The sequence below is a fragment of the Caballeronia sp. LZ001 genome (assembly GCF_031450875.1).
Taxonomy (GTDB): Bacteria; Pseudomonadota; Gammaproteobacteria; order Burkholderiales; family Burkholderiaceae; genus Caballeronia.
Map to the genome: position 1 here is coordinate 2497379 of NZ_JARTVX010000004.1, position 18329 is coordinate 2515707.

At 62.1% G+C, this 18329-nt stretch carries 18 protein-coding genes, 1 other RNA gene, 1 pseudogene and 1 riboswitch; of the genes and pseudogenes, 9 read left to right on the forward strand and 11 right to left on the reverse strand.

Annotated features, from left to right (window positions below; translation table 11 throughout):
• Nucleotides 1-80 precede the first annotated feature (80 nt).
• A riboswitch (cobalamin riboswitch) is annotated at nt 81-405 on the reverse strand.
• 236 nt (nt 406-641) lie between these two features.
• From P9292_RS22615 to P9292_RS22635, 5 genes are all read left to right on the forward strand, one after another.
• The gene (locus P9292_RS22615) at nt 642-1028 is read left to right on the forward strand and encodes an ATPase (RefSeq protein ID WP_309961339.1); all 387 of its coding nucleotides are present in this window, start codon (nt 642-644) and stop codon (nt 1026-1028) included.
• Nucleotides 1025-1339 carry a cell division protein ZapA gene (locus P9292_RS22620; protein WP_244827262.1) on the forward strand — a complete coding sequence of 105 codons (315 nt, stop codon included), beginning with the start codon at nt 1025-1027 and terminating at the stop codon, nt 1337-1339. The genes P9292_RS22615 and P9292_RS22620 overlap by 4 nt, the downstream gene beginning before the upstream one ends.
• Before the next feature lie 122 nt (nt 1340-1461).
• Nucleotides 1462-1644: non-coding RNA, 6S RNA (gene ssrS / locus P9292_RS22625), on the forward strand.
• A 77-nt stretch (nt 1645-1721) separates the two neighbouring features.
• Nucleotides 1722-2180 carry an EVE domain-containing protein gene (locus tag P9292_RS22630; protein ID WP_250491911.1) on the forward strand — a complete coding sequence of 153 codons (459 nt, stop codon included), beginning with the start codon at nt 1722-1724 and terminating at the stop codon, nt 2178-2180.
• Nucleotides 2181-2282: 102 nt separating this feature from the next.
• Nucleotides 2283-3014: an SIMPL domain-containing protein gene (locus tag P9292_RS22635; protein ID WP_244827260.1), complete on the forward strand. Its 732-nt coding sequence runs from the start codon at nt 2283-2285 to the stop codon at nt 3012-3014.
• A gap of 27 nt (nt 3015-3041) precedes the next feature.
• Here P9292_RS22635 and lgt read toward each other — a convergent pair whose 3' ends face one another.
• Entirely contained in the window at nt 3042-3938 is an 897-nt protein-coding gene (gene lgt, locus P9292_RS22640) for a prolipoprotein diacylglyceryl transferase (protein ID WP_250525494.1), read from the reverse strand.
• Between the two features lie 37 nt (nt 3939-3975).
• Nucleotides 3976-4912: pseudogene (locus P9292_RS22645) on the reverse strand (LysR family transcriptional regulator).
• A 112-nt stretch (nt 4913-5024) separates the two neighbouring features.
• Here P9292_RS22645 and ilvD point away from each other — a divergent pair.
• Nucleotides 5025-6698 carry a dihydroxy-acid dehydratase gene (ilvD, locus tag P9292_RS22650; RefSeq protein ID WP_250508658.1) on the forward strand — a complete coding sequence of 558 codons (1674 nt, stop codon included), beginning with the start codon at nt 5025-5027 and terminating at the stop codon, nt 6696-6698.
• A 101-nt stretch (nt 6699-6799) separates the two neighbouring features.
• On the opposite strand, the gene P9292_RS22655 is transcribed toward ilvD, so the two are convergent.
• The 3 genes from P9292_RS22655 to P9292_RS22665 all read right to left on the reverse strand — a co-directional run bounded on the left by P9292_RS22655 (nt 6800) and on the right by P9292_RS22665 (nt 9177).
• Nucleotides 6800-7138, reverse strand: a complete 339-nt coding sequence (locus tag P9292_RS22655) for a DUF2486 family protein (RefSeq protein WP_309961342.1) — start codon at nt 7136-7138, stop codon at nt 6800-6802.
• Nucleotides 7139-7214: 76 nt separating this feature from the next.
• Nucleotides 7215-7631 carry a DNA polymerase III subunit chi gene (locus P9292_RS22660; protein WP_244827255.1) on the reverse strand — a complete coding sequence of 139 codons (417 nt, stop codon included), beginning with the start codon at nt 7629-7631 and terminating at the stop codon, nt 7215-7217.
• Between the two features lie 10 nt (nt 7632-7641).
• Nucleotides 7642-9177, reverse strand: coding sequence for a leucyl aminopeptidase (locus tag P9292_RS22665; RefSeq protein ID WP_309961344.1), 1536 nt, complete (start codon nt 9175-9177; stop codon nt 7642-7644).
• Nucleotides 9178-9374: 197 nt separating this feature from the next.
• On the opposite strand from P9292_RS22665, the gene lptF reads away from it, so the two are divergent.
• Genes lptF through P9292_RS22680 form a run of 3 tightly spaced genes read left to right on the forward strand, consistent with a single transcriptional unit; the run spans nt 9375 to nt 12010 of the window.
• Nucleotides 9375-10472, forward strand: coding sequence for an LPS export ABC transporter permease LptF (gene lptF, locus P9292_RS22670; RefSeq protein WP_244827253.1), 1098 nt, complete (start codon nt 9375-9377; stop codon nt 10470-10472).
• A 4-nt stretch (nt 10473-10476) separates the two neighbouring features.
• Complete coding sequence (gene lptG, locus P9292_RS22675; RefSeq protein ID WP_244827252.1) at nt 10477-11625, forward strand: LPS export ABC transporter permease LptG; 1149 nt, start codon at nt 10477-10479, stop codon at nt 11623-11625.
• Between the two features lie 19 nt (nt 11626-11644).
• On the forward strand, nt 11645-12010 hold the full coding sequence (locus tag P9292_RS22680; RefSeq protein ID WP_244827974.1) for a sirohydrochlorin chelatase: 366 nt from the start codon (nt 11645-11647) through the stop codon (nt 12008-12010).
• Nucleotides 12011-12094: 84 nt separating this feature from the next.
• Here P9292_RS22680 and cobA read toward each other — a convergent pair whose 3' ends face one another.
• The 6 genes from cobA to P9292_RS22710 form a co-directional block, all read right to left on the reverse strand.
• Nucleotides 12095-12853: a uroporphyrinogen-III C-methyltransferase gene (cobA, locus tag P9292_RS22685; protein WP_244827973.1), complete on the reverse strand. Its 759-nt coding sequence runs from the start codon at nt 12851-12853 to the stop codon at nt 12095-12097.
• Nucleotides 12854-12863: 10 nt separating this feature from the next.
• Nucleotides 12864-14189 (reverse strand): GTP-binding protein, encoded by a 1326-nt coding sequence (locus tag P9292_RS22690; RefSeq protein ID WP_309961347.1) that lies wholly within the window; start codon nt 14187-14189, stop codon nt 12864-12866.
• A gap of 26 nt (nt 14190-14215) precedes the next feature.
• Nucleotides 14216-15178, reverse strand: coding sequence for a sulfate adenylyltransferase subunit CysD (gene cysD, locus P9292_RS22695; RefSeq protein WP_244827248.1), 963 nt, complete (start codon nt 15176-15178; stop codon nt 14216-14218).
• Nucleotides 15179-15283: 105 nt separating this feature from the next.
• Nucleotides 15284-16006 carry a phosphoadenylyl-sulfate reductase gene (locus P9292_RS22700; RefSeq protein ID WP_309961349.1) on the reverse strand — a complete coding sequence of 241 codons (723 nt, stop codon included), beginning with the start codon at nt 16004-16006 and terminating at the stop codon, nt 15284-15286.
• 3 nt (nt 16007-16009) lie between these two features.
• Nucleotides 16010-16549 (reverse strand): DUF934 domain-containing protein, encoded by a 540-nt coding sequence (locus tag P9292_RS22705; RefSeq protein WP_244827246.1) that lies wholly within the window; start codon nt 16547-16549, stop codon nt 16010-16012.
• A gap of 27 nt (nt 16550-16576) precedes the next feature.
• A complete protein-coding gene (locus tag P9292_RS22710; protein ID WP_250463503.1) occupies nt 16577-18253 on the reverse strand; it encodes a nitrite/sulfite reductase in 1677 nt (558 codons plus the stop codon).
• Nucleotides 18254-18329: the final 76 nt, after the last annotated feature.

The following is an 18329-nucleotide window of genomic DNA, read 5'->3' on the forward strand; positions in this document are numbered from 1 at the left end:
AAATGTTCCCATGCGTAGGCTGGCGCGACCTCGCTCCCCGCAAGGCCAATGCGCGACGAGCGCGCTCGAATGCGAACAGACGAACGCGCTGAACAGTTGGCCGGTATCCGGGCTGGCGACACACCGTCCCGCCTTCCCACGCATGAAGCGCAGTGGCATCGACACGTTTTTCGCCTTGCCTGCGTCGAGCGGCGGATTCTTGCGAATCAGACAGACTCGCAAGCAAACTCACACGACGGCGCGGCGAAAAACGCGCAAGGGACGACTTGCAACTTGCGTTGCGGTCGCTTACCGTTGCGGGGGCAGCACAGGTTGGCGTGGCCTTGGCGGCGCCGCTTCCTGTTTCCCGTTTGACTGCGCCCGCAAAAGAATGCGGACGCGAGCACCAAAAGTGCGGCAAGTGTAGGAGCGCGATTCAGGACCGTCAAGAAACGACCCTGGCCGATCATCGCAAGACACACGGCTCACGACGAACCCAACTAGAACCCGCCGTCGCAACACATCGGCAGCGCCCGCGCTTTCCACACACGAATGCATCGCGATGCACGCATGATCGCGTGCTGTTACGTCTCGAAACGAGACAATTATCGGAAGCTCCGTTGAACCGCGCTAGAATGCGAGGTCTTTAGAGGACGCAGCACATGCTCAACGAACTCGAATTACTGTCAGGAAATATCGGCCGGCTGATCCAGATCAGCGAGCGGCACAATCAGGCGCGTCTCGCGCTTGAAGCACAAATCGAACAACTGCGTAGCGACTACGCGAACGTGCAGGCAGAGCTCGTGCAAATGCGCGAAGAGCGCGACACGCTGCAAGCCGAACGTGATTCCCTCTCGGCCAAGATCGACGACGCGCAGGTCCGCCTGAACGCGATCCTCGAAAAGTTGCCGCGCGGCAAGTCCGCGAATCATGCCGAGACGGAAAATCAGCTCGATCTTCTCGATGCCCGTTCTCACGATGTGCAAGCCGCGCACGAGCATGCGCACGCGGGAGAGCACAGCGAGCATCATCACGGAGAGAAGGCATGACGACCACGCAGATCGAAGTATCCATTCTCGGCCAGCAATATCGCCTCGCCTGTTCGCCGGAAACCGAAGGCGCGCTGCGTGAAGCGGTGGCACGCGTCGACGCTGAGATGAACAAGGTGCGCAATGCAAGCAACGTGCGCGGGCAAGACCGCATCGCGGTGATGGCCGCGCTTTCACTCGCTTCCGAATTGCTGAGGCTGCAAGAAAGCGTGCGTCATGGCGAGGCCTTCCCCGCCGAGGAAATTCGCCGCACGATGCACTCCATGAACGAACAGCTTGGTGCTGTCATCGCGCAGTATGAAGTGCAGTGACCGAAGTGCCGCGACGCCGCTCCTTGGCGAACGCTAATCGGTCGCGCGATGTCAATCGAAAAAAGAAACTGCGCAATTGGTGTCGAGAGGCTGCATTAGACATTCGATTGGTGTAGAGTGACTACTCCCTGCCTGGTTCGCCAAGGTCATATATTCCTTGAACCAATGCTACATTGGCACGGTTGTGGAAACTTGCAGCACGGGCGCGCGCGTCACTCTGTCTGATGTACCCGAAGTGTTGCTTACTGCGACCAATCTTGAACCCAGGTTCAGGATGCCGGCCTAGCGGCCGAGGTGGGGACCCTACTCCAGCGGCATCGGTTCATACCGATGCCGTTTGCTTTTGTCGAGCCCGTTTTACAACCCCGTTGCCGAATCCATCATGCGCTACTGGCTGATGAAGTCCGAACCGGACGAAGCGAGCATCGATCATCTCGCGCACGCGCCGAAGAAAACCCTCCCGTGGACGGGCGTGCGCAACTATCAGGCGCGCAACTTCATGCGCGACCAGATGCAAGTCGGCGACGGCGTGCTCTTCTATCATTCGAGTTGCCCGGAGCCGGGCATTGCGGGCATCGCCAAAGTCTGTTCGACGGCCTATCCCGATCCCACTCAGTTCGACGCCAAAAGCCCGTACTTCGACGCCAAGTCCACGCAGGAGACGCCGCGCTGGATGCTCGTCGATGTGCGCTTCGTCAAGAAGACGCCGTTGATTCCGCTCGCGACATTGCGCGAACACGCGGAACTCGCCGACATGCAAGTGCTGGCGCGCGGTAATCGGCTGTCGATCACGCCCGTGACCGAGGCGCAGTGGCGCTTCATAACCGAGCGTCTGGTCTAGGGCGCGCGAATCGTTCAAGGGAACTAAGGGAACTAAGGGAACGAACGAAGCGCCTAAGTGCGGTCGCGAATCACGCGATGCTCTTGCACTCGGAGTCCTTAGATGATCGACAAGAAAACCGCCGCCGCCCTCGCCTTCGTCGCGATGTCGAGCGCCGCGCTCACGCTTCCGCTTTCGGCCGCCGCTCAGACGGTAATCACCAATCCGCAGCCATCCGGCGTGCTTTCGCTATCCGCGCAAGCCAGCGCGCAAGTGCCGCAAGATGTCGTCAACATCACGCTGTTCTACGAGCAGGAAGCGGCCGATCCATCGTCGCTCACCACCACGCTCAATCAGCGCGCCGAAGCCGCATTGCGCGAAGCAAAAGGCGTCGACAACGTGACCGCGAAAAGCGGCTCGTTCACGGTTTATCCGAGCACGGATCGCGACGGCAAGATCTCCGCGTGGCGCGGCCGCACGGAGGTCGTGCTGGAATCGCACGACTTCGCGGCGGCGTCCAAGCTCGCGGGCAAGATGAGTAACGCCATGCAAGTCGGCAGCGTCGCGTTCTCGCTGTCGCCCGAAGCGCAGCGCGCCGCCGAGCAGAAGCTCTCGACTCAGGCCATCGAGTCGTTCCGCAAGGAAGCGCAGGCCGCGAGTCAGGCGTTCGGTTACGCCAACTTCACGATCCGCGAAGTGAACGTGGGCCACAGCGGCGCGGGTCCGCGCCCGGTGATGATGATGCAGGCCCGCTCGCTTGGCGCGGACGCGAAGGTCGGCGCGCCGATGGCGCTCGAAGCCGGCACGACGACGGTGACCGTCGACGTGTCGGGTTCGGTGCAAATGGGGCGATAACTGCTGTACCGGAGAACGCGGCGTGATTTACGCCGCGTTGCCGGACACGCGTTTCTGACGTTTGTACGCCCACACCATCATGACGATGCCCGCGACGATCATCGGCAGCGAGAGCCATTGGCCCATCGAAAAGCCGAGCGCGAGGAGTCCGAGATAATCATCCGGCTCGCGCGCGAATTCCACCGTGAAGCGCGCAAGCCCATAACCGATCAGAAACAACGCCGACACTGCGCCCACCGGCCGCGGTTTGCGCGCGAAGAGGTAGATCACCGCAAACAGCACGAGCCCTTCCAGCGCGATTTCATACAACTGCGACGGATGGCGCGGCAGCATGTGATAGCGCGAGAAAATCTCCGAGAGATTGTATTGCGCATCGAGCTGCGGATGCTTCGCGAGCCAGATGGCGTCGTCGTTGGTGGAATTCTGGAAGAGCATGGCCCAGGGCGCGGCCGGGTCGGTCACGCGGCCCCACAACTCACCGTTGATGAAGTTGCCGAGACGCCCCGCCGCCAGTCCGAGCGGCACCATCGGCGCGACAAAATCCGTCACTTGCAGCCACGTGCGCTTGCGCTGAAACGCGAACAGGACCATCGCGAGCGTCACGCCAAGAAAGCCGCCGTGAAACGACATGCCGCCTTCCCACACCTTGAAGATATCGAGCGGATGCGCGAAGTAATAACTCGCCTTGTAGAACACCACATAGCCAATGCGGCCGCCGAGAATCGTTCCGAGCACGCCGTAAAACAGCATGTCGTCGATGTCCTTGACGGTCCAGCCTTGCGCGGCGACATGCGGCAAGCGCAGACGCAATCTGCCGATGGCAATGGCCGAAATGAACGCAACGAGATACATGAGGCCGTACCAGCGCACGGCGAGCGGTCCGAGATGGATCGCGACGGGATCGAAATTGGGATGTATGAGCATCGTGTAATGGAAGAGCCAGGCGAACTTCAAAGGCGAATCATACGGCAACGACGGCAGCAGCCTGCGCGCGCACGATCTCGATGCGCCGGCTCAACACCGGACTCACTTCGGCCGCGCGCCACACGAGCCCGGTTTCGACCACGGGCCCCGGTTCCCGCAACGGGCGATACACCACGCCCGTGCGCCGCAGATGCCGCAACGACTGCGGCACGAGCGCGACGCCCATGCCCGGCGGACACGAGGCTCACGATGGTCTGCATCTGTATCGCCTCTTGTCCGATGCGCGGCGTCAAACCGGCCGCGCCGTAGCAGCCCATAATGATGTCATACAAACCCGGCGCGAGACGCCTTGGAAAGACGACGAGCGGCGCGCTGGCCAAGTCGTGCAGATCGACGGGCGTCTCCGTCCATTCGGCGGCGCCCTGCCCGAGTTCCTGCGCGGCATCCGTCGACATGGCGATGACGAGCGGCTCGCGCGCAATCGGCAGATACGAAAGCGTCATGGCGTGACGCGGCGGCAGCGGCGGAATCACGAGACCGGCATCGATACGGCCGGCCACGAGTTCGTCTATCTGAACGTCGCTGGTGGCTTCCGTGAGTTGCAGACGCACGCCTGGATAACGCGCATTGAATTCGCGCAGTAACGCTGGCAAAAGGCCGTAATCCGCCGTGGAGACGAACGCGAGCGAGAGCACGCCCGCCTCGCCGCGCGAAAGCGACTGCGCGAGCGGACGCAAGGCGTCGGCGGCGGCAAGCAGGCGGCGCACCTCGGGCAACAGATCGCGGCCAACCGGCGTCAGTTCGACCGTGCGCCGCGTGCGTTCGAACAGCACGACGCCGAGCGCGTCTTCCAGCGCACGGATGGCCTGCGAGAGCGGCGGCTGCGTCATGGCGAGGCGCGCGGCGGCGCGGCCGAAGTGCATCTCCTCGGCGACGGTCACGAAGTAGCGCAGCAGGCGGAGTTCGACTGGCATCGATATGTTTTGCGACTCAATAGACCCTGAATAATATATTGGACAGATACATCGACGACACTGCATTCTTCCTGCACCACACCAAGAACCACGATCCCCTCAGGAGGCAGCCATGCCCTTCAATCGCCGCTCGAAACACATCACGCAGGGCGTCGCACGTTCGCCCAACCGCTCGATGTACTACGCCCTCGGTTACAAGGAGGAAGACTTCGACAAGCCGATGATCGGTATCGCCAACGGTCACTCCACCATCACGCCGTGCAACGCGGGTCTGCAGCGTCTCGCCGATGCCGCCGTCGAATCCATTCGCAAGTCCGACGCGAATCCGCAAATCTTCGGGACGCCGACCATTTCGGACGGCATGTCGATGGGCACCGAAGGCATGAAGTACTCGCTCGTCTCGCGCGAAGTCATCGCCGACTGTATCGAAACGGCCGTGCAGGGACAGTGGATGGACGGCGTGGTCGTGATCGGCGGCTGCGACAAGAATATGCCGGGCGGCATGATCGGCCTCGCGCGCATGAACGTGCCGGGCATCTATGTGTACGGCGGCACCATTCGGCCGGGCAACTGGAAGGGCAAGGACCTGACCATCGTGTCGTCGTTCGAGGCGGTCGGCGAGTTCACGGCCGGGCGCATGTCGGAGGAAGATTTCAAGGGCGTCGAGAAGAACGCGTGTCCGTCGACCGGTTCGTGCGGCGGCATGTACACGGCCAACACCATGAGCTCCTCGTTCGAGGCGCTCGGCATGTCGCTGCTCTATTCCTCGACGATGGCGAACCCGGATCAGGAGAAGGTCGATTCCGCCGGCGAATCGGCGCGCGTGCTCGTCGAGGCCGTGAAGAAAGATCTGAAGCCGCGCGACATCATCAACAAGAAGTCGATTGAAAACGCCGTGGCGCTCATCATGGCGACGGGCGGTTCCACCAATGCCGTACTGCACTATCTGGCTATCGCGCATGCGGCGGAAGTCGAATGGAGCATCGACGACTTCGAGCGCATGCGCAAAAAAGTGCCGGTGATCTGCGACCTGAAGCCGTCGGGCCAATATGTCGCAACCGACTTGCACAAGGCGGGCGGCATTCCGCAGGTGATGAAGATCCTGCTCGATGCGGGCATGCTGCACGGCGACTGCATCACGATCACGGGTCGCACGCTCGCCGAGGAACTGAAGGACGTGCCGAGCAAGCCGCGCGCGGATCAGAAGGTGATTTTTCCGATCGAGCAGGCGTTGTACAAGGAAGGCCACCTTGCGATCCTGCGCGGCAATCTCGCGGAAGACGGCGCGGTGGCGAAGATCACGGGCTTGAAGAACCCGGTCATCACGGGGCCGGCGCGCGTGTTCGAAGACGAGCAAAGCGCGATGGACGCGATTCTCGCCGACAAGATCAAACCCGGCGATGTCGTCGTGCTGCGCTATCTCGGCCCGCAAGGCGGCCCCGGCATGCCGGAAATGCTCGCGCCGACGTCGGCGATCATCGGCAAGGGGTTGGGCGAAACCGTCGGCCTCATCACCGACGGGCGGTTTTCTGGTGGCACGTGGGGCATGGTCGTGGGCCACGTCGCGCCGGAAGCGTTCGCGGGCGGGACCATCGGGCTCGTGCAGGAAGGCGATTCGATCACCATCGACGCGCACAAGCTGCTGCTGCAATTGAACGTGGATGACGCGGAGATCGCGCGCCGCCGCGCGCTGTGGATGAAGCCGGCGCCGCGTTACACGCGCGGCGTGCTGGCAAAGTATGCGGCGTTGGCGTTGCCGGCCAATCGCGGGGCGGTAACGGGCTGAAGTGGGTCCAGCCAGGAAAGGCGAGCGCCCGGCGTTAAAAAGCCGCTACGAATGATCTTCGTAGCGGCTTTTTTTCGTTCGGAGCCGTTGGCAAGCCCCGCTCACTCTTCCCGCTGCCGCCGCAACTCCTCTTCCACCGCCGCTCCGACCCACTCGAGCAAGCGTCCATCCAGCGCCACCGCCACTTCGCGCGTGATGTCCTCGACGAGCGTCTGCGTATGTTCGCGCAGCACTTCCTCGCAGCGCGCCGCGATCAGCGCGCGGGCATCGGTGTCCAGATACTGCGTGACGCGCGCGCGCAGGCGTTCGGCGACCAGCGCGGCATCGTATTCGAATGCCGCTTCCGCCGATGCCGCGCGCGCATATTCCGGCTTGCCGGGCACGACGACATCGGTGAGAACGGGGATGGACGTATCGAAGGATTCAGGTGTTTTGGTCATGGTGTCTCCGTCCGTCGCGTGATGAGCCTGTGTTGTGCGCCAATCGTAATGCCCCGCGACGGCGCGCTATGTTCGCTCAACCGCCTTGCTTGTGCGTTTCGATGGCGTAACCGCGATCCCGATAGAACCGGAAGCGCTCGCGCCCGGACGCGAGTTCGTCGTCCTCGTTGCCGACGATCTCCACGAGCCGCTCGAAGCGCGCGAATTGCGCGGACACCGGCGCGCCGAGATTGACGAGCACCTGATGATGCGGCGCGTCATCCAGATTCGACGTGAGCACGACCGGCGTCTCGGCCGCAAGCGGGCTTTTCGCCATGCAGTGCGGCACGAATTCGAGCGGCGCAAAGGTCCACAACTGCTCGTCGAATTCGGCGAGACGGCGCGGCTCGGCAAGGACGACGAGCGCGCGCCCGCTCGCATACGCCTTGCGCGCGAGGCGGCAGGCGTAGGCGAGCGAATCGCCCACGTTGGTATGAAAGTCGATGCGCGTCACGGCCTTACGCTCACTGGCCCGCGCGATCGATCAGGAACTGCGAGAGCAGCGGCACGGGACGGCCCGTGGCGCCCTTCGCCGCGCCGCTCTTCCACGCGGTCCCGGCGATATCCAGATGCGCCCACGGATAGCTCTGCGCGAAACGCGACAGGAAGCACGCCGCCGTGATGCTGCCGCCCGGACGCCCGCCGATATTCGCGACATCCGCGAAATTCGACTTGAGCTGATCCTGATACTCGTCGTCGAGCGGCAGACGCCACGCCGGATCGACGGCTTCGCGCGAGGCATCGAGCAATTCGCCGGCGAGCGCGTCGTCTTTCGAGAACAGGCCCGTGTTGTGATGGCCGAGCGCGATGACGCAAGCGCCGGTAAGTGTCGCGATGTCGACGACGGCGGCGGGCTTGAAGCGCTCCGCGTAGGTCAGCGCGTCGCACAGAATGAGACGGCCTTCGGCGTCGGTGTTGAGCACTTCGATGGTCGTGTCGTTCATCGCGGTGACGATATCGCCCGGCTTGAGCGCGTTGCCCGCGGGCATGTTCTCGCAGGTCGGGATGACGCCGACGACGTTCAGCTTGAGCCCCATCTCGGCGACCGCGCGCAGCGTGCCGAATACCGAGCCCGCGCCGCACATGTCGTACTTCATCTCGTCCATGGAATCGCCGGGCTTGATGGAAATGCCGCCCGTATCGAACGTGATGCCCTTGCCGACCAGCACGACCGGCGCGTTCTTGCCCTTCGCCTTGCCAGACTCGGTCCCGCCTGCGCCCTGATAATGGATGACGATGAATTGCGGCGGTTCCACCGAACCCTTCGCCACCGACAGGAACGAGCCCATGTTGAGCGCTTCGATTTGCTTCTGGCCGAGCACTTCGACTTTCAGCTTCCAGTCGCGGCCGAGCTTCTTCGCGGTCTGGCCGAGATAAGTCGGCGTGCAGACATTCGGTGGCAGGTTGCCGAGATCGCGCGTGAGGTCCATGCCGTTGGCGATCGCCACGCCTTGCCTGGCTGCGGCCTTCGCGGCTTTTTCATCGGCGGGATCGACACTGAAGACGATCTTCTTGAGCGAGCGCGCGCTGTTGTCGGGCTTGCTCTTCATCTGCGTGAACTTGTAGGTCAGTTCGCGCAATGCGAGGATGGCGGCGCGCACGCCCCAGTCGCCGCTGCGTTCCTGAATGGGCAACTGCGCGAGCGTAAACGTAGCCTGGACGATCTTGGCGCCGAGGATCACGCGCCACGCGGCACGTACTGCCTCGCCATATGCTTTCTGATTGAAGGCATCCTGCTTGCCGAGTCCGACCAGCAAGATGCGCGATGCGCCAATGCCGGTGACTTCGGGAATGAGGAGCGTGCTGCCTGCGCGGCCGTTCATGTCGCCGGCCTTCACGACGCGCGAAACGAGCCCTTTGGTGGCGACATCCATGTCGCGTGCGGCGCCTGTCAACGTCTGTGCTTCGAAGATGCCGAGCACGATCACATCTGACTTCCCGGTGAGGAAACCATTTGCCTCGCCTTTGCTCCAATCACAGGCTTTTATGCTAAAGTCCATCGCGCTTATCCTCGGATAAAATCTGGGCTGAAGGATGAAAGCCGCAATTATCCGCTATTTTTTCCGCGGCGGTCACAGGCAAAGCCCGACTGACTCGGGGAACGATTGCATTGCTACTGCATCTACTTCTTGTTGTTGCAGGGCATGTTCGTTACGCCGCATCGCCGCCGGCCTTCAGCTAAATTCAGCTAAATTCAATGATCTTCGAACGCTCCCTGCAGCGCGAACTCGCGTATACGGCCGGCGCCGTATTCATGGTGCTGCTCACGATCATGCTCACGACGATGATGATCCGTATCGTCGGCTTCGCGGCATCGGGCCAGGTCGACCCGCGCGATGTCGTCGTGCTGATCGGGCTCACCGTGATCGGCTATCTCGCGGTCATGCTGATCGTGACGCTGTTCGTTTCCATCCTCTTCGTGCTGACGCGTTGGTATCGCGACTCGGAGATGGTCGTGTGGCTTGCCTCGGGCGTGAGCCAGACGCAGCTCATCAAGCCCATCGCGGTGTTTTCCACGCCGATCATCATCCTTATCGTTTTCTTCGCGTTCGTCGGCTGGCCGTGGTCGAATCAGCAGAGCAAACTCATCAAGGCGCGCTTCCAGCAACGCGATGAAGTGTCGTTGCTCGCGCCTGGCCAGTTCCGCGAATCGCCTTCGAGTCATCGCGTGTTCTTCATCGAGAAGATGTCGCCCGATCAGTCGCAAGTGGAGAACGTGTTCGTCACGAGCACCGAAGGCGGCAAGGTCAACGTCATCGTCTCGAAGAACGGACACACGGAGACGCGTCCCGACGGCGACCGCTTCATCGTGCTGGAAAACGGACGTCGTTACGATGGCGAGCCTGGCCAGCCGAATTTCCGCATCACGGAGTTCGAGCGCTACGGTGTGAAGATAATGAGTCATCAGGTCGTCAACACGCCGACCACCACCGGCATATCCACGCCCGACCTGCTCGCCAATCCGAGCAAGGACAACCTCGCGGAATTCGCGTGGCGCCTGGGTCTGCCGCTCATCGCCATCAACCTGATGCTGCTCGCCATTCCGCTGTCTTATCAGAACCCGCGCCGCAGCCGGACCATCAATCTTGTGATGGCCGTGCTCATCTATCTGACCTATTCGAATTTGCTGAACGTGGTCCAGTCATGGATCGAGCAGGGAAAGATGTCGTTCGGCGTGGGACTCGTGGGCCTGCATTTGCTGGTGGCGGCACTCGTGGCGTTCATCTTCTGGCTGCGCGTGCGCAACCGGCCACTTTTCACGCTCTCGACGTTCACGCGTTCGAAGGGAGCCTGACGCAATGCGCATCTACGAACGATACTTCGCGCGCCAGATCTATCTGGCGTTCATCTTCATTCTGTTCGCGTTCTCGGGCCTGTTCTTTTTCTTCGACCTGATCAACGAACTGAACACCGTGGGGCATGGCAACTACAAGTTCACGCTCGCGATATTGCGCGTGGCCTTGCAGACGCCTTCGCGCTTCTACGAAATCATTCCGGTTGCTGCGCTCATCTCGGCCATTTATGTCTTCGCGCAGATGGCGGCGGCGTCCGAATTCACCATCTTCCGCGTGTCGGGACTCTCGACGGGCACGGCATTGCGTTCGCTCTTGAAGATCGGGATTCCGCTCGTGCTGGTGACGTATATCATCGGCGAAGTGGTTGGGCCTTATGCGGATCAGTTGTCGGAGCGCGTGCGTCTGGAGGCGCTGGGGTCGTCGGTCTCGTCGAATTTCCAGTCGGGCGTGTGGGTAAAGGACACGCTGACCGCGAAGGAGAACGGCGAGCAAGTCACGCGCTTTGTCAACGTGGGCACGTTGAACCCGGATACGACGATCGCCAACGTGCGTATCTATGAATTCGATTCGAAGTTCCGTCTCACCAATGTGCGTATAGCGCAGAGTGGCGTCTTCGAGCCGCCGGGCCACTGGAAGCTGACGGGCGTAACGGACACTCAACTGGTCGATGCGCCGCTCGCGGCCATCAACCCCAACGACGCGCTCAACCCTATCTACAACGCGAAGCAAACCACGCTGCCGGAGTACTCGCTGCGTTCCGAGCTTACGCCGCAGATTCTGTCGGTGCTGCTGGTGTCACCGGATCGCATGTCGATGTTCAACCTGTTTCGCTATATCCAGCACTTGACGGAAAATCATCAGGACACGCAGCGTTACGAGATTGCGTTTTGGCGCAAGATTCTTTATCCGTTCGCGGTGTTCGTCATGCTGGTGCTGTCGCTGCCGTTCGCATATTTGCACACGCGGGCTGGCGTGGTCGGCGTGAAGGTGTTCGGCGGCATCATGATCGGGATGAGTTTTCAGCTATTCAATACGCTCTTCTCGCACATCGGGACCTTGAATACGTGGCCGGCTCCGATTACTGCGGCCGCGCCTGCCCTCGCCTATCTCGCCATTGGCTTGCTGGGGCTCAAGTGGGTCGAGCGGCACTGAGTTTCTTCGGGAGAAGATGATGGGCAAGCACGGCATCGTACTGTTCGGACACGGCGCACGCGATCCACGTTGGGCGGAGCCGTTCGAACGGCTTGCGTCGCGCCTGCGTGCCGGGCGCGACGAGCCGGTTGCGCTTGCGTTTCTGGAGTTGATGACGCCGGATCTGCCTTCGGCGGTGACGCAGTTGGCTGAAGAAGGTTGCGATGCCGTTACCGTGGTGCCCGTGTTCTTCGGGCAAGGCGGTCATGTGAGGCGTGACTTGCCGGCGGTAATCGAGACGTGTCGCGCGGCGCATCCCTCTGTCGCGATTCATTGCGCGACGGCGGTCGGCGAGGATGATGCGGTGCTGGATGCGGTCGCGGAGTATTGTTTGCGGCAGGTTTGAGTCGTTGTGTCTGCCCGTCATCTAGCCGAGTCACGCAAAGCATTAAACGAGTGGCGCAACCGAACGCGTTACCGACGTATCAACTCAAGCCGCCGCCTGCATCCCCTTCAGATGCACCTTCGGCTTCGCCACCGCGTCGCGATCCCGAAACGCCTCGCCTATCATCAGCAAACTCGGCTGCGATGCATCGAGCCATTCCTGCGCCTCGCCTAGCGCCATGCGCGCCAGCGTAAGCGTAAGCGTGCGCTCGCGCGGCGTGCTGCACGCCTCGACGATCGCCACCGGCGTCGAACCCGGCCGTCCCGCATCGATCAACTGTTGGGCAATGTCCGGCGCGCTGTCTCGGCCCATGTAGAACACGAGCGAATCCGCCTGCGCCTGCTCGCGGATATCGTCGCTGTCGGCGGCGCGGCTATGCGTCGCCAGCGCGACACTGCGCGCGACGCCTCGCAAGGTCAGCGAGCGCTTGAGCGTCGCCGCGCTGGCGAGCGCCGCCGTGATTCCCGGTACCACTTCATAGTCGATACCCGCCGCCTCCAGCGCGCGCATCTCTTCATCCGCGCGGCCGAAAAGCATCGGATCGCCGCCCTTTAGACGCACGACGAGACCGTGTTCCAAAGCGGCATCGACGATCTGCTTGCTGATGAAATGCTGCGCCGTGGAACGCTGCCCGCAACGCTTGCCGACCGCGATCTTGCGTGCGTTCGGCGCGTAGTCGAGCATCGCAGGTTCGACGAGCGCGTCGTGCAGCACCACGTCGGCCTGTTCGAGCAAACGCATGCCGCGCACGGTGATGAGATCCGCCGCGCCCGGCCCTGCTCCGATCAGATAGACCTTACCCATTTGCATGCACTCAGGCTGAGATTGCGCGAATCATACCGGCTGCGACCGTGTGATGCGTCGCCTCGTCGATCAAGACGAACGCGCCCGTGCCCTGATGCGTCTCGTACAAGTCCGCGACGAGCGGCTTCTGCAAGGTCAACGCCACGCGGCCGATATCGTTCATGGCGAGCGTATTGCGATCGACCGAATGCGACAGCGTATGCACATCCAGCACTTCCTTCACCGCGCCGATCCGCGCGAACACGGTGTTCGTCGTCTGCTTCAACAAATACTTGCGCTGCTGCGAAAGCGGCTCTTCGTCGAACCAGCACAGATCCGCTTCGAGCTTCTTCGCGGGTTCGACCGTCTGCGCTTTGCTCTCCGCGCGCGGCACGAAGGTATCGCCACGCGAGACATCGACATCCTCGGCGAGACGAATGGTCACCGTCTGGCCGGCAAACGCGCGATCCACCGGCGCAACGCCGCCCGGCACCGGCGCGATGATCTCAGCGACCGTCGCCTGGCGATTCGCCGGCAGCACGGTGATGGCGTCACCAAGACGCACTTCGCCCGCTTCGACGCGGCCCATGTAGCCGCGGAAATCGTCGGCTTGAGAGCCGTCCTGACGCGCGACCCATTGCACCGGAAAACGCAGCGCCTGATCGACGGGCTGCGCGACCGGCAGCGATTCGAGCAAGTCGAGCAGCGGCTCACCCGCATACCACGGCATGCGCTCGCTCGCGGACACGATGTTGTCGCCCTTCAACGCCGACACCGGCACGAAGCGCACATCCGCGATTCCAAGCTGACGCGCGAGCACGACGTACGCATCGCGAATTTCGTTGAAGCGCGCTTCGCTGTACTCGACCAAATCCATCTTGTTGATCGCGACGATCACGTGCTGCAAGTCGAGCAACTTGACGATCGCGCTATGGCGCTTGGTCTGCGGCAGGAGTTGAGCGTCGCCATTGTCGAACGTGACGCGCGTCGCGTCGACGAGAATGATCGCCGCATGCGCCGTCGATGCGCCCGTCACCATGTTGCGCGTGTACTGCTCGTGACCCGGCGTATCCGCGATGATGAACTTGCGCTTCGCGGTCGCGAAATAACGATACGCGACGTCGATGGTAATGCCCTGCTCGCGCTCGGCTTCGAGGCCGTCGGTCAGCAACGACAAGTCGATCTCATCGCCCACGGTGCGCTTGTTCTTGGCGCGCGAGATGGCGGACAACTGGTCCGACAGCACGGCTTTGCTGTCGTACAGCAGGCGGCCGATCAGCGTGCTCTTGCCGTCGTCGACACTGCCCGCCGTGATGAAGCGCAACACGCCCAGGTCTTCAGCTTGATAGATGCTCATTTCGTTCGTTCCTTGGGGGCGTGGCTTCAGAAATAACCTTGCTTCTTGCGCTGTTCCATCGCGGCTTCGGAAGCCTGATCGTCCATGCGCGTGGCGCCGCGTTCGGTGATTTCCGTCACGGCCGTTTCGGCGATGATCTTTTCGACGTCGTCGGCATCGCTCGAAACCGGGCACGTGCAGCTGATGTCGCCGACCGTCCGAAAGCGCACTTGCGCCATCTCGGCGGTTTCGCCGTCGCGCACCGGAGTGAGCGGCGTCACGGGCACGAGCAGGCCGTTGCGGCGCACGATCTCGCGCTCATGCGCGTAATAGATGGACGGCAGATCGAGTTTCTCGCGCGCAATGTATTGCCACACGTCGAGTTCGGTCCAGTTGGAGATGGGGAACACGCGCAAGTGTTCGCCCGGATGCAGACGCGCGTTATAGATGCTCCAGAGTTCCGGACGCTGCGCCTTCGGGTCCCACTGGCCGAATTCGTCGCGGAACGAAAAAATACGTTCCTTCGCACGCGCCTTCTCTTCGTCGCGGCGCGCGCCGCCGATCAGCGCCGTATAGCCGTATTGCTCGATGGTTTCGAGCAGTGTCACCGCTTGCGCGGCGTTGCGCGAATCGGTTTCGCGACGCAGACGCACGGTGCCCTTCTTGATCGAATCCTCGACGTGGCCGACGACCAGTTCCGCGCCGATTTCAGCCGCGCGCCGGTCGCGAAACTCGATCACTTCGCCGAAGTTATGGCCGGTGTCGATATGGACGAGCGGAAACGGCAGCACGGTCTTGCGGCCCGCGCCGAGACCGAATGCCTTCAGCGCCAGATGCAGCACGACGACCGAGTCCTTGCCGCCCGAGAACAGAAGCGCGGGCTTGCTGCACTCCGCGACGAGTTCGCGCAGGATGTGGATCGACTCGGCTTCGAGCCAGTCGAGATGGTCCATCCGGGTCGCCTGATTGGTAATCGGGGCGGTGACGGTAGAGTCGAGCGTGGTGCTCATATGCGTCGATCCTTTTATTGGCTGCGTCATGCGTTTGCGGCGCTTTGACGCCGCGTTCAGTGACAGTGTTCGTACCGGGCGCTTCTCTCTGAGCACCTCGATGATTCAGATAGCCGAACTCGGTGCTTCTTCGACGATCTTGATGTTCGTGATGTGCAGGCCGCATTCTTTCGTATCGCGCGATTCCCACCACCAGCGGCCGGCGCGGCTATCTTCGCCGGGGCGCACGGCGCGCGTGCATGGCTCGCAGCCTATGCTCGGATAACCGCGCGCATGCAGCGGATTCACCGGCACGTCGAAGGCCTTCAAGTAGTCCCAGACATCGCTTTCGGTCCAGTCCGCGAGCGGGTTGAACTTGGCGATGCCGCGCGGCACGTCGTGCTCTTCCTCGTGGAGTTCGGTGCGCGTCACCGACTGCTCGCGGCGCTGCCCCGTCACCCACGCCGACACATCCGACAGCGCGCGATTGAGCGGCTCCACCTTGCGGATATGGCAGCAGCTCTTGCGTAAATCAATGCTCTCGTAGAACGCGTTGAGGCCGTGATCGCGGACGTAGGCATCGACGGCATCTTGGCGAGGATGAAACTGCTCGATGTCGTAGCCATAACGCGCCTTGACCGTATCCAGCATGCCGAGCGTTTCCTTGTGCAGACGGCCCGTGTTCAGCGAAAAGATGCCGATATTCACCTCGCGCGACAGAATGGCGTGTGTGAGCACCATGTCTTCGGCGGCGAGGCTGCTGGCTAGCTTGACGCGCTCATGGCGCGCTGCGATCGAATCGAGCAGCGCGTCGAGGCGTGCAACCTTGGCTTGCAATTCGGGAGTCATGCCTCAGGCTCCAAGCGTCGCGAGAACCGCGCTGCGACGGCGAAACAGCGGTTCGAGATCGTCGGTCGCGCCTTGATAGCGCTCCGTGAACTCGTTGAACGCGTTGAGCGCGTCGTTGATGTCCTTGTCTTCGCGCACAGCGAATGCGTCGAAGCCGCAGCGCGCGTGGAACAGCAACTGATCGCGCAGCACGTCGCCGATTGCGCGCAACTCACCCGTCCACTGATAGCGCTCGCGCAGCAAGCGGCCGATGGAGAAGCCGCGGCCATCGCGGAACACGGGAAAATCGACGGCGATCACGGCGATGTCGCCGAAATCGGCGACGAGATCGGCGGGTTCGTCGTCGGGCGCGAGCCACACGCCGAGTTCGTCCTTCGAATGCGCCGCGACGAGCGCCGCACGATGCTCCTTCCACAACGCGAACGGCACGAGCAACTTGCCGGCGGGCAGCGCATCGACTGCGGGCAGCGCGCCGTCTTCGGCGGCACGGACCACGGTGAAATCGTCATTGACGACGGAGCGGTTCTTGATAATCAAAGCCATCTGCAAAGTCCTCGGTCTCGTCGACGTTTAAGCGTGCGCCTGGCGCGATGCGTACACGCGCTCCTTGAACGGCGTCATGCCGATGCGGTTATACGTCTCGATGAAACGCTCGCCTTCCATGCGGTTGTCGACGAAGGTGTCGATCACGCTCGATACGACATCCGGCATTTCATGCGCCGAGAAAGACGGGCCGATGACCTTGCCGAGATGCGCGCCGGTCGCGCCCGAGCTTTGCTCGCCGCCGAGCGTCACCTGATACCACTCCGAGCCGTCCTTATCGACGCCCAGCACGCCGATGTTGCCGACGTGGTGATGACCGCACGCGTTGATGCAGCCCGAGATGTTGAGCGACAGGTCGCCCAGGTCGTACACGTAGTCGGCGTTGCTGAAGCGCTCTTGAATGGCTTGCGCGATGGGAATGGACTTCGCATTCGCGAGCGAGCAGAAATCGCCGCCCGGGCACGCGATGATATCGGTCAGCAAACCGACGTTCGAGGTCGCGAAACCCACCGCCTTGGCGCGTTCCCACACGGCGTACAGATCGTGCTTCCTGACGTTGGCGAGAATGAGATTTTGCTCGTGCGATACGCGAATCTCACCGAAGGAGAATTCATCGGCGATAGCGGCGACATCGTCCATCTGCTGGTCGGTGGCGTCGCCCGGCGCAATGCCGGTGGGCTTGAGCGACAGCGTGACGGACGCGTAGCCCGACACCTTATGCGGACGCACATTGCGCTCGACCCAGCGCGCGAACGGCTTGCTGTCGATCAGATGCTTTTCATACGAGGCGTCGGTATCCGGCAGCTTTTCGTAGGCAGGCGGCGCGAAGTACTGCGATACGCGTGCGACTTCTTCCGCCGTGATGGTCGAAGGGCCGTCCTTCAGATGCTGCCACTCTTCCTCGACCTGCTTCGCGAACTTCTCCGGCGACAGCGCCTTCACGAGAATCTTGATACGCGCCTTATACATATTGTCGCGGCGGCCGTAGCGGTTGTACACGCGCAGCACGGCTTCGCAATACGTAATGAGATGCTGCCAGGGCAAGTCTTCCTTGATGACCGCGCCGACGATCGGCGTGCGGCCGAGCCCGCCGCCAGCGAGAATGCTCGCGACGACTTCGCCCGCTTCGTTCTTCTTCAGATAGACGCCCAGATCGTGCACCTGCGTGGCCGCGCGATCTTCTTCCGAGCCGCACACCGCGATCTTGAACTTGCGCGGCAGCCATGCGAACTCGGGGTGGAACGTCGACCATTGACGCAGAATCTCGGCCCACGGACGCGGATCGACGAGTTCATCCGGCGCCACGCCCGCAAACTGATCCGCCGTGATGTTGCGGATGCAGTTACCCGACGTCTGAATGGCGTGCATTTGCACCGATGCCAGCTTGCGCAGAATCTCGGGCGTCTCTTCCAACTCGACCCAGTTGAACTGGATGTTGGTACGCGTGGAAAAGTGGCCGTACCCACGATCGTGCTCGCGCGCGATGGTGGCGAGCATGCGCATCTGGTCGCTGCGCAGATTGCCGTACGGAATCGCGATGCGGTGCATGTAGGCGTGACGCTGCATGTACAGGCCGTTCTGCAGACGCAGCGGACGGAATTCCTCTTCGCTCAACTCGCCCGACAAGCGACGGCGAACCTGGTCGGCGTATTGCGCGACACGTTCGTCGACGATGCGCTGGTCGATCTGATCGTATTGGTACATTCAGGGCCCCAAGTTTTAGTTCGAACGCCTGCGTCCTAGGTTACGCGGCGCGTTGAGAATTCAGCCATTCCATATT

Excerpts from the sequence above, each read along its gene's own strand:
- cysD (WP_244827248.1), bottom strand. The coding sequence starts at position 15,178 with ATGAGCACCACGCTCGACTCTACCGTCACCGCCCCGATTACCAATCAG.
- P9292_RS22635 (WP_244827260.1), top strand. The coding sequence starts at position 2,283 with ATGATCGACAAGAAAACCGCCGCCGCCCTCGCCTTCGTCGCGATGTCG.
- P9292_RS22690 (WP_309961347.1), bottom strand. The coding sequence starts at position 14,189 with ATGAGCATCTATCAAGCTGAAGACCTGGGCGTGTTGCGCTTCATCACG.
- lptG (WP_244827252.1), top strand. The coding sequence starts at position 10,477 with ATGCGCATCTACGAACGATACTTCGCGCGCCAGATCTATCTGGCGTTC.
- P9292_RS22620 (WP_244827262.1), top strand. The coding sequence starts at position 1,025 with ATGACGACCACGCAGATCGAAGTATCCATTCTCGGCCAGCAATATCGC.
- lgt (WP_250525494.1), bottom strand. The coding sequence starts at position 3,938 with ATGCTCATACATCCCAATTTCGATCCCGTCGCGATCCATCTCGGACCG.
- P9292_RS22665 (WP_309961344.1), bottom strand. The coding sequence starts at position 9,177 with ATGGACTTTAGCATAAAAGCCTGTGATTGGAGCAAAGGCGAGGCAAAT.
- P9292_RS22680 (WP_244827974.1), top strand. The coding sequence starts at position 11,645 with ATGGGCAAGCACGGCATCGTACTGTTCGGACACGGCGCACGCGATCCA.
- P9292_RS22700 (WP_309961349.1), bottom strand. The coding sequence starts at position 16,006 with ATGACTCCCGAATTGCAAGCCAAGGTTGCACGCCTCGACGCGCTGCTC.
- P9292_RS22615 (WP_309961339.1), top strand. The coding sequence starts at position 642 with ATGCTCAACGAACTCGAATTACTGTCAGGAAATATCGGCCGGCTGATC.
- lptF (WP_244827253.1), top strand. The coding sequence starts at position 9,375 with ATGATCTTCGAACGCTCCCTGCAGCGCGAACTCGCGTATACGGCCGGC.
- P9292_RS22655 (WP_309961342.1), bottom strand. The coding sequence starts at position 7,138 with ATGACCAAAACACCTGAATCCTTCGATACGTCCATCCCCGTTCTCACC.
- cobA (WP_244827973.1), bottom strand. The coding sequence starts at position 12,853 with ATGGGTAAGGTCTATCTGATCGGAGCAGGGCCGGGCGCGGCGGATCTC.
- ilvD (WP_250508658.1), top strand. The coding sequence starts at position 5,025 with ATGCCCTTCAATCGCCGCTCGAAACACATCACGCAGGGCGTCGCACGT.
- P9292_RS22710 (WP_250463503.1), bottom strand. The coding sequence starts at position 18,253 with ATGTACCAATACGATCAGATCGACCAGCGCATCGTCGACGAACGTGTC.
- P9292_RS22630 (WP_250491911.1), top strand. The coding sequence starts at position 1,722 with ATGCGCTACTGGCTGATGAAGTCCGAACCGGACGAAGCGAGCATCGAT.
- P9292_RS22705 (WP_244827246.1), bottom strand. The coding sequence starts at position 16,549 with ATGGCTTTGATTATCAAGAACCGCTCCGTCGTCAATGACGATTTCACC.